The sequence below is a fragment of the Vibrio harveyi NBRC 15634 = ATCC 14126 = KCTC 12724 genome (assembly GCF_001591145.1).
GTDB lineage: Bacteria > Pseudomonadota > Gammaproteobacteria > Enterobacterales > Vibrionaceae > Vibrio > Vibrio harveyi.
Genome location: NZ_BCUF01000049.1, coordinates 25,991 through 40,101, shown reverse-complemented (window position 1 = coordinate 40,101; position 14,111 = coordinate 25,991). Strand labels below are relative to the sequence as shown.

The window sequence follows — 14,111 nt, the reverse complement described above, 5'->3', positions numbered from 1 at the left end:
ATCAAGCAAAGCGTTAGCTATCACGCCAACTATTATGCTCGAAACCATCAATGATGTATCAGGTGCGACAACGGTAACCGTCAATGGTACCAGTACTCGTTTTGAGGTAGATGACACAATCGAAATCAAAGCTGTTGATAGTGCTGGCGTAGAAGTAACAGGGAATACACTTGTGCTTGTCGGCGGAGCATGGACGATCGATTTAGACCTTTCAACCCTAAAAGATGGTGTCATTACTGTCTCCGCAAAAGGCACTAACGCGTTATCTGCGACAGCTGATGAGGAGAGCACAACATTCAATTACGACAGTACGACGGCTCTTGTTATTCCAAAGTCTTGGGATAAACATCATGGTGATATCCCCTTGCTTAATGCAGCCTAATTGAAAGCGAGCTCTTAGCTCGCTTTTTTTACCTAGATTTAAGTGATCTAAATCAAACGATTCGCTTTTTATAATAATTTAACCGGATGATTCAATGGTCTTTCTACAAGGTGAATTATCTAGAATACCTATAAGTATTTTGTTTTTAGATGGTGTTGGTGTGATTGTGGTGGTCAATTTAGATATGTAATGGTGAATATGCCACGTTGAGAATATGTCGCAATATTATATAGTTACGGCTGATTGCTATACCCCAAGTATAGAGTTCTGCAAACGATAGGGTACAACCTATCACTTGTGTAATCGTATTGAAGTGACACCAACCTAGCATCACGTCAAAACGGTTATGCGTTTTTGTGGGTGTGATCAGCACTCACCTTTTTATTCACGCTTTCTCAGTAGTAATTAACCAACGTATTGTTACTGGGGAAGCTGCTCCCTTTAGAGCCTTGGCTTGCCGCTATATTTTGGTCTATTGAAATTGTTAACTTCTGCCCAAAAACGAAAAAAAACCGATTTCTGAAAATATAACTTTTGAAAGGTTTGGGTGGTTATTGTGTCTTTATTGCTAGTGATAATTACCAATAAGCCTGTCTTTCTGTTGTTTTTAATGGTTTTAACCTTTTCGTCGTTTTCTCTATCTGATTGAATGTTATAAATTTAATTAGTAGCATTGAGCTACCAAATCGTACTTGTAAGCCTTATCAGCTTAAATGTCACCGCAACCATATTTACGATGTTGGTTGTGGAGAATCCAAATGCATTTAGTTTGCAAATTTATACCTAGCTCGAAGCTATCCTCCAACGAGCTATCTTATGTTCTTACGCCAGACGAGTGTATAGGGCAGCTTTCGCGTTTGCGAAATTCAGATGACATTCTTAGAAACCTCCCTAAAGAGTTTGCGCAAAAGATTTCTCTCTCTGCCAAGAAAACGACCAGCGGATTGTTAGCTGCGATCAGAATCGAATTGGGCAAAGGTAGCTGGGTTTCATTATCTTCCTTCGCTCGTAGGTCGCCATTAACGGACTCTCAGTTGCAAAGTTTCCCTAGGCTTAAAACACTCGTTGACTCTGTTTCTGCTTCGAATGAAAGCAAAGTTTTCAAAGCGGGTTATAAGCAGGTTACTGATGATGTAGCTCTAGTCCGCAGTTACACGCATGTACCTTCTGAGCCAAGCCCAGAACAAAAAATCGTTGTCGAATTTGCAGGGCAGTGGGCTAGCAATGCAGCATGTTTGATGTTGGGTAAAACCGAAGCTCAAAAAGAAAAAGTGACTGTAGGCAAGGCCGATACCGAGAGCAAACACCGCAGCCTTGCCACGTTTAAAGATCTGGATGCTGAAGGCAAAACGCTTTATATCAAAATTCCTTGTTCCGACCAGCCTCAGCCAATCTTGCTTAAACTCGCCGAAGGCCTGCAACCCGTTGATAAAGAAACTCAGATGGATGAGTGGGATAACGTGTTAGTGCCAGTAGTTCCTCTATACAAATCGGGTTCTTCATGGGATGGCTACACATCAGGGCGTTTTTACGTTATTTGGAAAGGAGAAGTCTGGCGTGAGTTGCAAGTAACTAGCAATGGTTATTTTGCTGATGTAGACATAAGCAATAGCCGAAAAAAAACAACGGACACAAGACATGTCAATATTGATGGCTCTTCATTGTTCCCCGGTGAGAACGTTGCATTTGAACCATTCTCAATTTTGCAAGATGGGGTAGAAGTCTTTAGCGGTGAATTAGACATCAATGAGCAGGCAAGAGTGTTTAGCTTGGTTGCTGAGGAGGTCGAGATCAAGTTTGCCGGTTTTGCACATGAGCAAATTTTGGTTTCGACGAACCTTAGTCCCATAAAGGTCTCTTCTGCGCCGAGTGGTGAAGTGTTGGGTTATCCGCTGCCTCATATCTGGCTACCATACAAAATTAAAGGCGAATGCCAAGATGTGTATCTGTATTACTCGTCTCAAGCCTTGAGTGATGGTGCTGTCTCTGAGTTAGAGAGTAACTATCAATCGATGGCAATTTTACTATCCGAGATGTCGGATTACAGCAGCTCTAAAGGTTTTACTCTACAAACGGTTTTTAAATTACCAACGCTATCTGAAAGTCAAAAAGTGAAGGCGGTTGTTAATGAGCAGAACAATTGTAATGTCGCGGCAGTAAACATACCGCCTTCTGGAAGCGAGATCATATTACGCTATCGAGTCCTTGCCTCCACCGATCAGCCCGATGATTATTTTATGTTACAAAATGAAGAACATGGATGGTCACAAAAAGCTTACTTAAGGTGTGCCACTGCTGATGATGATGGTTACCTAAATTTACGATTTTTCGGCTGGCCTGAAAAGGTTAAAGAAGTCGATATTTTAAGGGGGGCTCATGCATCACGAGGGAATGTCACTCCCGAAACGTTTAAGTTGCGCGAAAAAGTAAAAGTTACGGATTTATTAGGCTAAAAAATGAAAAAAACACTACTAATCACGTTATTAGGCTTAGCAATCATTGGTTGTAATGACCAATCTCAACAGAGTGCTTCCCCTGTTTCGAGTTCTGCGCAAACAGAGCAAGAAAAACACCCAGATCGCGTTTATGTCGGCGAGCAAAATTACTACGTAATGGAATCGGCAGTCACCAATGAGAATTGGGTATCCGATGACAAAATAGAACCTATGCCGGGTCAGTTCCCTAAATACTATATCTTTAATTCAGATGAATGGCCTAAGGAAGATATCAGCGATGCTAGCTCTTATGACCTGCCGCGTTTTCAGTTTGCGTGGGCGAGTGATGGTGATCGTTACAACTTGCAAATCTGGAGCATGAAAACGAATGGCACGGATTTACGTTTAGTGGTGCCAGATACCAAAGCAGATGACATTGTGCTTATTCGACGCTCACCTAATTTACGCTATGTAGCTTGGATAGAAAGGCGTACACGTAAGTACGTTTATGACCTAAAAACAGGTGTGAAAACACGGTTAGTTGGAGGAGGTTACCCTGGCATGGTCTGGTCAGAGGATAGCCGTTATTTGTATTTTCATACTATGCCAGGGCAGAATTTTGATGTCGACAACGCCCGTTGGGATTCTGAAACTGGCGAAATTGAAGCGGTGGATTTTGGGATTGGTCCTGCCGCTGTTATGAAAGACAATCAGTTGATTACGCTTAATGATTACGGGTTAGTAAAGATAGATCTAGAAACTGAAAAAAGAAGCTATATTGACTTTGTTGATCGATTGCCGGATAGAGATATCTTAATGAAATTTCGCTCGATAAGCCCTGATGGTCATTATGCTTGGGGAGAAAATAGTAAATACGATTTCTTCTTTGATATTAAAAACAACACGGTTAAAAAATTTGCTGCAGAAGAAAAATTCTTAAGGGCTCTTATTTTGGGAGCGGATGCTCGCTTTAGCGCACGTGACCGAGTGTCTTACCTATCAGTGGTTGATCGCGAGAAAAAACAAACCTGGCAATGGTATGCGTTAGGTACTGGTGAAATAGGTGTTAACTCGAATATGAGTTTATACAATGGCTTGGCGAATGGTGGTTTGTGGTTTAAAGGAGCTGCGAAATGAGTGACGTGCAAACTTATGATAGTCCGCTATACCTCCTAGGCACAACCTATCAAAGAAGCAGAGATAAAGATAAAAACGTTGTCTTTTCAGATTGGAACCAAGAGGATGACTTGACAGGGGACGCTCAACTAAAGAATGTTCGGCCTATCCCATTTACCCCAATACTAATAGATGCTCTCGGCCAAGACTCTATAACCTTGCCTAGGTTTTGGGGAAGTGATCAGTATGGCAGGCTATGTAACCTATCGTACTTAAGTGAAGCTATAGAGGGTGAACGGCAAGTACTTCTTCGTCATAATAGCCCAATTACAACGATTGATATTAATCAAAGCTATGAGATGTTGTTTCCACCAACTAATCTAATTGGTCAATTAGCGCAAAAATCGTCATCTGTTGCTGAACTAAAAGAAACAGTGAAGTCTCTGTATACGGAGATGAGCTGGAGAAACGTAGCTCGAAAGTTTAAGCCTACCAAAATTTCAGTAAAACAACTTGCAAAACCTTTTACTCAGGAGTTTGGCGCGTCCCTTTCACAAGAAGAAGAAAACTATAACCAATGGTATGCTCGTATCCAGTCATCTGGTGTTGAGTTTATTGAAGGGTTTGTTGTACCCAGTGTAAATACTATTAGCATCGTGTTTAGCAGCGATATATATATAGGTGCTGAGGTGTCATTAATAAAATATCGCAGCCATCTTGATAATCAACAGCAAACCTCAGAACAGGTGTTAGCAAGAGGAATTGTAGTGCGACCATCTTATGAGGATGAAGATCCAGAGTCGCGAGAATCGAAAAACACTTTGCCATCTGTATCATTTAATCTACCTTCGGTCATCGCCCCTTCGAATTCTGGGTCAAGCACAGAAGATAATCATATCGTGCTAGGGGATGGCTTCTACGGACTTAGAGTCCAATTCTTTGTTAAAGATTATTTAAAAGCGAACGAACGTCTTCAAAATAAAGTTCCTGAAGTTATCAAGTCTGGACGACTTCGATTTGAACGTAATAAATTGTCAGCGGTTACCGGCGTAGAAGAGCAGGATTGTTATACCTACGAACTGAACGAAAAGGTAACGTTTAAATCAATCAGCGGTTATGGAAAACTAGCCATTGTGTGCGGCGACATGATCTCTCTTGAAGAATGTTTGTTTTATCAGTACCCCCAAGCGTTACCCCCTAATTACAGCGAGTTAATGACAAAAACCGGAAAATCGGTTCCTCTAAGCGGTACGGGTATTAATACTCTCGGATTAGCATCAGCAATCAAAAAGAATGCGGAAAGTTTGGCTGAAGGCTTTCTGATGGGAGGAAATCCTTTTTCAGATAACCTGAAAGCCACCATGTTTAGTGTATCTAAAGGGATCTGGTCGGATATTGAGCAACAAAAATTGCCTGATTTAATGACTAGCAGTGTTGCATTTGCTTTTGGCTTTTCAGCATTTAAGGAAAGCCGTAAAGAATTAGCCAAAGCGATAACATTTGCTAACCAAGGACTCGATTTTAACCAGGCGGCAGCCTTGGCGTTTCGCAAGAGCGGAATGAACATATCCTTTATTAAGCGTGAACTCGATGTGATAAAGGCTAGCTTGATCACGGGTACATTCAGTGAGAACTCAACACGACTCGCGAGGTCATGGTTTAATGGCTCCGTAATGGAGAAGATGAATCGCGCATTTCCGATTCTTGAATCTGGTTCTAGCCTAGTTGATTTGTACGATTTAGTACAAAAAGAAAACGAGCTTGAGAAGAAATCTCTTGAAGCCAAAGAAGATTTCGATGCGGTATCCCAAAGCTACCTTCAATCTATTTCGGTTATTAAAGCGTATCAAGAGTGGGCACAAGCGTTGGACGACGCTAAAAAACTCATCAATGGTGGTAATGGTGAGTCGATAGCTCACATAGTTGAGGACCGCCAAGGGTTGGCGATTCACATCAATTTTAAGTTCAACGAATGGCAATATGGCAATGAGCACGGCAAGCTGAGAACAGATATTAAACAAGTGTGCCAGAATTTGGCGCAATTGATGCTTGATAATCCGAGTTATAAGCTATCGATAGAGGGGCATGCGGGTAGGATTGGTTCTTCTGATGCGAACGATATAGTGGCTGCTAAACGTGCAAAGACTGTTACTAACGCGATTATCTCCATTGACTCCAACTTGGAAGAAAGGGTTTACACAGCGTCTTATGGCAATACTCAGCCGCTAACGGCTGATGGTACCAAGAGCGATATGTCGCAGACCGGAGACAGTGCACCTGCCGCCCTAGATCGACGAGTTGAAGTTCGATTGATTATTCCTAATTATCAAGTTGCTTTACCACCAAGCCGCAGTGGTATGGTGGAACTAGAGAAAGCACGCCAGTTACAGCAGGCATTGGATGTTGGCTTAGATGATACGCAGAAGGCGCAAGTCGCGGCGGTGTTAACTACTCTTTACGGGTTTGCGATGTTTACACCGCTAGCTCCGCTTGCTGCGGGCCTTTTGTACCTAAGGTCGGGAGCAGAGCTAGCAGACTGCGCGCTATCTGTGTTGGACGAGCTGATTACTGAAAAAGCCTATTCTGACTTTAAAGGACGTTATCAGAATATCGACCAACTAAACCAGTTAGGTAAAATCCATATCCGAGTCCTTCAGCAGTACAGAGATCTAGAAGTAACGATTGAGCGTAGTGAGATAAAGACACTTGATGAAGTTGAATCTCACCTGAAGAATAAAGAAACAGTGCAAGAGCTGCAGAAACGATTTTTACTCCGTGCACTTGCGCTTAATGGGCTTGTGGAACTGCTTGCTCGAATTTCACTTTGGAACCCTAATGTTCCTAAGTTGCAAGGGTTGCTTGAGGAATATCGGGTTAAGGATTACATCGATGTTTACGTTATCAATGATAACTGGGAGGCTCCGTTAAGTAGCTACAACACCATGGCTCAGAATTGGATACAACGAGTTAGGGATGATAAGTCAGGTGCAAGTGCTGCCCGTGCTTTTGCGCAATCTTGGAAAAATGAACATTCGCCACAATTGTCACCTTTGTTGAAGAGAGCTCGCATTCAAGGGGAGTTCAATAAAGGCTTCCCAGTACAAGCCCGTCTATATCAGGGGGATACGGACAATGGCTTTTCCGATTTCGCGAAAATGTTCGATAACAACGTGGAGGCGATTAAATCGGACGACATCGGCTTCAGCCGTTTGCTAGTTGATAGTAAAGGGGATGGGGTTTCTTGGAAGCCGCTTGAAGAGTGGATTTCCCCAAATAAAACCAATCGAATTACGCCTTTTACACGTGTTAAAGTACAGATCGTATTATCAAGTAATGCCTCTAAATCCAAGAAAAAGATATTTAAGACAACGCTGCAATACTGTTGTGAGCGGTCGCTTTGGGACTTTAAAGGACCAAGCTTTGAGGTTTTGATGGCGCCGCGAAAAGCGGATGATCTAACTTTGTGCGGAAGCAACGATAAGCTAAAAAGTTACTTTGACCAACACGCAGTTGAAGAGCATCTGACATGTGTTGAATTTGAGCCAACATATTGGTTCGGTGAGTATGAAATCCCAGGTCTTAAGCCTTTATACTCAAATTACGAGATGCAAGACTTTGATAAGTGGAAACAAAGTGGAGAAGCTCGCTCAATGCAATACTATTTCACTGCTGATGGGAATACGTTGTCTCTAGCTGGTATTGAACAGCAGTTATCCAAGTTTAACTATGGTGTCGATGACAATAATACCTATGGCAAGCAGTGTTATCTGAATGGTGATGGAGAAGTCGAGTTTGATGGCTTACCACTTGTTCTATACGACGGTTTAGCGAATAGGCAAGTGGTGATTAACGAATATGATTTACTAATCGAAGAGTTTGTTAAAAGTGCTTCTGCTAAAAAAACTGAAGGTATTGCTCCGTATCTAAAAGGTGATGTTTCGAGCTTTAGTGCTGTTTCGAAAGGGAGTAGTTTTGAGTGGTTCGATGACAAAGCGCCAAAATCCTCCGCGCTTGATTGGTCCAATGACAAACCAGTTACCATATATGTCGCTTTGCTTTCCGAAGGCGGCGAAAAAGAGACATATAAGCGCATGATGGGAGAGGGCTATAGGGTGCCAATGCGGTTATCTTTGTCGATTGAAGAGCAAGAATCGATGTTTTCAAAAGATGCGACTGAAGGACCAAGTTTCTTTGGTTCACTGCTTGAAGTAGGCGAGTACACTTATACGAAAGAAGTCCCTTCTCCTTATGCAAAAGTAGAAATTAAAGAGGTGAGTTTCACTGAGGCTGATACTGAGGTTACATCGGACCTAGCATCTTTTGTGGAAGAGTTTCAGTCGAAAGTCAAAGACGCTCCTAATCGATACTTAGACCCATTTAATGACCGCAGAACGCTACACATTGTTAAGTTTGAGCTTAGATACACATCTCCTACGGGACGACGAGTGCCTACTTTGAGACCATTTGGTCCTATTGTAGACAAGAAAAAAGCAGAGTTCTTACCGGTGCATATTTCGGTATCCTCGCTATCGCAAACGGGGCTTGCACCCGGTGTAGGGGAGTATCCTATAAAGCAGTCTCAGAAATTGTCTTTGCCTGGTGGTCAAAAATACAGTGTGCAAGGCGTGCCTTGGATGGAAATTGAGGGAGATGCTTCTCGAATGAATGATTCGGCTTTTCTCTATTGGCAAAAAGAGTTAGCGAACAACCCAGTGAAACGAAAAGCGTGGATCGAGGATTGGATTGTTAAAGAACCGATGAATGTTAGTGCTCCGCAGCAAAAATCAATATAAAAAAACCGCCTTCGGGCGGTTTTTCTTTTCTTATCAATGAAAACTGAAGTAGGAGTTTTCGCTTCTCCAATCAACCCGCTGCAGAAATATCGTATTTCTTCATTTTGTGGTTGAGGGTACTCATTGGTAGAGCCAGCTGTTCGGCGGCTTTCTTGGTGTGCCAGTTGCAGGCATTTAAGCAGTCGATGATCACTGTGCGCTCGTACTGACTGACCACTTCCTTAAGACCCATCAAGCCATCGTCAGAATCAGAACGCCTTGGTTCTTGAACTAGCTGTTCAGGTTGCTCGGTAACAGGGGAGACAGCATTAACTTCGAAGCTTGGCACATCTTCTAGTATTTGTTCACCAAACTCAATGTGAGTGATGGTTTCAAAATCGGACAGTAGCACTGAGCGTTCGATGATGTTTTTAAGCTCACGCACGTTACCCGGGTATGGGTACGCAAGAAGCTGCTTTCGTACGTTGGCACTTAAGCCTGGTGCCTGTGGTAAACCTAACGTGTTAGTCGTGTGCTGAACAAAATGTTCCGCAAGTGGAATAATGTCCGACTGACGTGCTCTCAGCGGTGGTAAGGTAATCGGGAATACATTCAAACGGTAGAACAAATCGGCACGGAATCGGCCATCTTTGATTTGCTGCATGAGATTACAGTGGGTGGCCGCGATTACGCGAACGTCTACCTCAATCTCTTTGCTAGCACCGATAGGGCGAACCTTACGCTCTTGTAGAACACGCAAAAGCTTTGCTTGCAGTAGCATTGGCATATCGCCGATCTCATCTAAGAAAAGCGTACCACCATTGGCTGCTTCAAACAGACCGACTTTGTCTTTATCTGCACCAGTGAATGAGCCTTTCTTATGACCGAAGAGTTCCGATTCTAATAATTGCTCTGGGATTGCGGCACAGTTCTGAACGATCAAAGGCTGCTCTGCTCGGTTAGAGTTTTCGTGAATGTATTTCGCGATCACTTCTTTACCAGCGCCCGTTTCACCACGCAATAACACATCGACAGGAAGGGATAACACCTTATCAAGTCGATTCAAGGCATTGAGCATTTCTTCGCTCTCTGCAATAGGGTCCTGATAGGTTTTTTGGGTACGCTTTTTGAGTTGAGTGTTCTCACGAAGCAGTGCTTGGTTATCGGCACTCAGGCTTTTGATCACTTGCCCATATTGCTCTAACCAAACCGCTTGGCGAATATTGCTTGCGGCCATGCGACAGAACTCGGTGAGTGCGGCTTCGTTGTCGATAACACTTAAGTCGAGCAAGACCAAGAGTCCAATGGTCTTACTTTCGCTATCAATCAAAGGCCAAGCCAGTAAATTTTCGCTCTTTAATCCAAGCGTCTGCTCAGTTAGATAAATGCTGTCACAGTCGTAGCCGTTGTACTTATACAACTCGTTAATCAACACCACCTCACCATTGCGAATGGCAAAGTTAAATGGGTCGTTCTCACTAGCGGAATCTATCTGCAATGCCTCCCAAGGGTGGGAAACAATCGTTTTATCGTTATGGTGAGCGGTACTTGGAATCAACGCCTGGCCAGTCTGATCCAAAACGTAAATGATGCCGTGCTTTGCGAGGGTCATTTGTCTCGCAGCAGTCAACACGGCATCTAAGGTTTGGGTAAGCTGGCTGCGATCAGCCAAAGATTGACTGATCGCAAGTAGGGCGTTGCTAAGTTCGCTATGGTTAGCTGAACGCATAGGTTAGTGTTCCTTGCTCATCGACAGACACTTCGATTTGCGTATGTGAATCATCCTTGTCATGCACTAGTAGCTGAGTCGATAGCTGAGGCAGTAGTTGACGGTTGATGACCGCATCAATGTTACGCGCACCTGTTTCAGCAAGGCGGCAGTTACCTAGTACGAACTCAACCAAGCTTTCTTCGTAGCTCAAAGACAACTTATGATGACTCTGTAGACGCTGAGAGACTTTGTTGAGTTTGTGGTGAATGATTTCTGTCATTGCTTCATCAGACAGCGGAACAAATGGCAGTACCGACATACGTGCCAATAGCGCTGGTTTGAAATGCTGGTTCAAAGTAGGGCGGATAGCCTCTGCGATGATGTTGGCATCAATGTCTTTTGATTGATGAACCAAAGATTCAATCTCATGCGTTGCAAGGTTGCTAGTCATGATGATTAGCGTGTTCTTGAAGTCGATAGTACGACCTTCACCGTCGTTCAGTGTGCCTTTATCGAACACTTGGTAGAACAGGTTCAATACTTCTGGATCCGCTTTTTCAACTTCATCAAGCAGTACAACTGAGTATGGACGTTGACGAACGGCTTCTGTGAGCATGCCTCCTTCACCGTAGCCTACATAACCCGGAGGTGAACCGATTAGGCGAGATACCGTGTGCTTCTCTTGAAACTCAGACATGTTGATGGTCGTCATGAAGCGCTCACCACCAAACATTTGGTCGGCAATTGCACGAGCGGTTTCGGTTTTACCCACACCGCTTGGACCAACGAGCAGGAATACACCTGTCGGTGCGTCTGGGTTTCCTAGGCCGGCTTTTGCAGTTTGGATACCTTCAGACAGTGCATCGATAGCGTATTCTTGACCTTTGATGCTTTGTGCTAGGCTTTCTTTTAGTTTAAGAGTGGTTTCTGCTTCGTCTTGAAGCATCTTGCCCATTGGGATACCTGTCCAATCAGAGATAACGTGGCTTACTTCATCTGGTCCCACTTCAAAGTGAACCAAAGGGTTACCGCCACGAATCGCGTCTAGCTGTTCTTGGCAGGCTGAAATTGCAATGCGAACTGCTTCTTCATCCATTTCTGCGCATGGAGAAACGTCTTGCTCATGTTCTGATTCTTCATCAGTAATCTGCTGTTCTTCGTCGGTTTCAGCAGACACTAACTCATGTAAACGAGAACGTAGTGCAATCATTTCTTCGATTTGATCTTTCTCTTTGTGCCATTGTGCTTCTTGTTCTGCTAATTCTTCTTTTGTTGCTTCCATTGCCAGTTTTAGGTCTGGAATATTAGCAAGACTGTGTTTATCGCCTGTTTGTTGTAGCGCATCTCGCTCAAGGGCTTCGAGCTCGCGCTGTTGTGCAGCAAGCTCTTGTTGAAGTGTTTCTACAGACGCAGGAATGGCATTTAGGCTGATGTTCACACGCGCGCATGCCGTATCTAGAACATCAATGGCTTTATCTGGCAGTTGGCGACCCGAAATGTAACGAGCTGAGAGCGCTGCAGCTGCGGTGATGGCATCATCGCGAACGTATACATTGTGTGATTTTTCGTAAGCAGGGCGCAAACCACGGATGATCAATGCCGCTTGTTCCGGAGAAGGCTCGTCGAGTTTCACAAGTTGGAAACGACGCGCAAGGGCAGGATCTTTCTCGAAGTACTTTTTGTATTCCGACCAGGTTGTTGCTGCGATTGTCTTGACTTCACCACGGGCTAGTGCAGGCTTTAGCAAGTTTGCAGCATCGCTGCCGCCTGCTTGGTTACCGCCACCAACAAGTGTGTGTGCTTCATCGATGAAAAGAATGATAGGGGTTGGCGAGTTTTTCACTTCATCCAATACAGCGTTTAGGCGTTTCTCGAATTCACCTTTTACGCTTGCCCCGGCTTGTAGAAGTCCCATATCCAAGCCATAAAGCTCGACACCTTTTAGGTTGTCAGGCACATCGCCTTGCACGATCTTAAGTGCTAGTCCTTCAACGACGGCTGTTTTACCAACGCCAGGCTCACCAACCGCAATAGGGTTGTTTTTGCGACGACGGGCAAGAATGTCCACAATTTGGCGGATCTCTTGGTCACGGCAGAATACTGGATCGATTTCGCCTTTGCGTGCTTTACCAGTGAAGTCGGTCGTGAACTTGCTCAGTGCTGAGCCATCTTCACGAGCTTGAGTGTTTTCTGACGTGGCGACTTGCGCTTCGATAGAGTGGCTCGTTAGCTCTGCGAAGTTGCGTTTGAGACTATCAGGATTTAGGGCTTCAAGGATAGAGGCGTAACCGTGTTGACCGTAACGTAGAGGGTTGCTAACAAGAGTAAGGAGCAGAGCACCGGAGCGGATTTGTGTTTCAGACAGATCTAAAGAAGAAACCAGCCAGCTTTCTTGTAACCATTCAATTAATAAAGCAGAAAAAACGGGTTTGCTGCCATTCCCTTTGGCGTTGGTATCGAGAGTAGATCGAACCGATTGTCTTAATAAGTTCTCTGAACAATCAAAATGACTTAATAAGACGTCAAAATCACTATTTGGCCTTTCTAATAGACTCAATAAATAGTGCTCAATTTGAACTTCGTTTGCTTTTTCAGAAACTGCAAGTGCAGCTGCGTCTTCTAGTGCAACTTTTGCTATCGGGTGTAGACGCTGAATTAATGAGGAAAGGTTTATATTTATCATGACCATTTAATTCTTTAGAGGAAAAGATGTAATGGCTATTATACTAAAAGTGACAATGTTCTTTTTTTATCAAGATATTTTAACTAGCGTTTATTGGTGATTTTAATGAGAGTATTAGTGGTAATATTTATCGTGGCGAATCATACTTTGTTATTTTGAATTAATTATTAGTGAATATAACTAAAAGGCTAGGTTTATTAACTTTATTGTCTTGTTGTTATATGGTTATTTCCACTTTTTATATTCGAAACAATTTATTATTATTTGAATCCAATTTTTTGGTTTTTCAACCAATAAATTGTACTTAATAAATAGGTAAATAATGGCTGATTTCTTGTAAGTCATTGTATTTTATTGTTTATTTTAGTTGGCATGGAGTTTGAATATACCAAGTAGTCGCGGTGATAAGCGATTTGGTGATTAAACAAAACAGATTTTAGAAAAGGAAATAGCGATGCCAACTCCAGCATATATGTCTATCAACGGTGAAACTCAAGGTCACATTACAAAAGATACTTACTCTGCGGACTCTGTAGGTAACACATGGCAAGAAGCTCACGTTGATGAGTTCCTAGTGCAAGAGCTTGATCACGTGCTAACTGTTCCACGTGACCCACAAAGCGGTCAGCCAACTGGTCAGCGTGTACACCGCCCGCTTGTTGTAACTAAAGTTCAAGACCGTTCTTCTCCACTACTATTCAACGCACTAGTATCTGGTGAAAAACTTCCTGAATGTGTGATTCGTTTCTACCGCACTTCAGTTCAAGGTAAGCAAGAGCACTACTACTCAATCAAACTGATTGATGCGCTACTTGTAGATATCCAAACTCGTATGAACCACTGTCAAGACGCAGCAACCGCTGACCGTGTGACAGAAGAAGTACTTAAGTTCACTTACCGTGCAATTGAAGTGACTCACGAAAACTGTGGTACAGCGGGTAACGACGACTGGCGTGCTCCACGCGAAGCTTAATTGCTCTTTGCGTAAAGATTCAGGGCCAACAATTGTTGG

7 protein-coding genes are annotated in these 14,111 nt (G+C 43.3%); 5 read left to right on the top strand and 2 right to left on the bottom strand.

The window, feature by feature from the left end; genetic code table 11:
* From VHA02S_RS20600 to VHA02S_RS20585, 4 genes are all read left to right on the top strand, one after another.
* Positions 1-382, top strand: a 382-nt coding sequence (locus VHA02S_RS20600) for a hypothetical protein (protein WP_081247897.1), incomplete at its 5' end; no start/stop codon positions are given.
* A gap of 758 nt (positions 383-1,140) precedes the next feature.
* The gene (locus tag VHA02S_RS20595; protein WP_038899096.1) at positions 1,141-2,835 is read left to right on the top strand and encodes a hypothetical protein; all 1,695 of its coding nucleotides are present in this window, start codon (positions 1,141-1,143) and stop codon (positions 2,833-2,835) included.
* Positions 2,836-2,838: 3 nt separating this feature from the next.
* Positions 2,839-3,954, top strand: coding sequence for a hypothetical protein (locus tag VHA02S_RS20590; RefSeq protein ID WP_038899095.1), 1,116 nt, complete (start codon positions 2,839-2,841; stop codon positions 3,952-3,954).
* Positions 3,951-8,726 carry an OmpA family protein gene (locus VHA02S_RS20585; RefSeq protein ID WP_038899094.1) on the top strand — a complete coding sequence of 1,592 codons (4,776 nt, stop codon included), beginning with the start codon at positions 3,951-3,953 and terminating at the stop codon, positions 8,724-8,726. Before VHA02S_RS20590 ends, VHA02S_RS20585 begins: the two co-directional genes overlap by 4 nt.
* Positions 8,727-8,796: 70 nt before the next feature.
* Here VHA02S_RS20585 and VHA02S_RS20580 read toward each other — a convergent pair whose 3' ends face one another.
* Both VHA02S_RS20580 and tssH read right to left on the bottom strand, forming a co-directional pair.
* The gene (locus tag VHA02S_RS20580; RefSeq protein WP_038899093.1) at positions 8,797-10,434 is read right to left on the bottom strand and encodes a sigma-54-dependent Fis family transcriptional regulator; all 1,638 of its coding nucleotides are present in this window, start codon (positions 10,432-10,434) and stop codon (positions 8,797-8,799) included.
* Positions 10,421-13,099, bottom strand: coding sequence for a type VI secretion system ATPase TssH (gene tssH / locus VHA02S_RS20575; protein WP_053051889.1), 2,679 nt, complete (start codon positions 13,097-13,099; stop codon positions 10,421-10,423). Before tssH ends, VHA02S_RS20580 begins: the two co-directional genes overlap by 14 nt.
* Positions 13,100-13,553: 454 nt before the next feature.
* On the opposite strand from tssH, the gene VHA02S_RS20570 reads away from it, so the two are divergent.
* On the top strand, positions 13,554-14,072 hold the full coding sequence (locus VHA02S_RS20570; RefSeq protein WP_005449492.1) for an Hcp family type VI secretion system effector: 519 nt from the start codon (positions 13,554-13,556) through the stop codon (positions 14,070-14,072).
* The last annotated feature ends 39 nt before the right edge of the window (positions 14,073-14,111 follow it).

Excerpts from the sequence above, each read along its gene's own strand:
- VHA02S_RS20595 (WP_038899096.1), top strand. The coding sequence starts at position 1,141 with ATGCATTTAGTTTGCAAATTTATACCTAGCTCGAAGCTATCCTCCAAC.
- VHA02S_RS20590 (WP_038899095.1), top strand. The coding sequence starts at position 2,839 with ATGAAAAAAACACTACTAATCACGTTATTAGGCTTAGCAATCATTGGT.
- VHA02S_RS20585 (WP_038899094.1), top strand. The coding sequence starts at position 3,951 with ATGAGTGACGTGCAAACTTATGATAGTCCGCTATACCTCCTAGGCACA.
- VHA02S_RS20580 (WP_038899093.1), bottom strand. The coding sequence starts at position 10,434 with ATGCGTTCAGCTAACCATAGCGAACTTAGCAACGCCCTACTTGCGATC.
- tssH (WP_053051889.1), bottom strand. The coding sequence starts at position 13,099 with ATGATAAATATAAACCTTTCCTCATTAATTCAGCGTCTACACCCGATA.
- VHA02S_RS20570 (WP_005449492.1), top strand. The coding sequence starts at position 13,554 with ATGCCAACTCCAGCATATATGTCTATCAACGGTGAAACTCAAGGTCAC.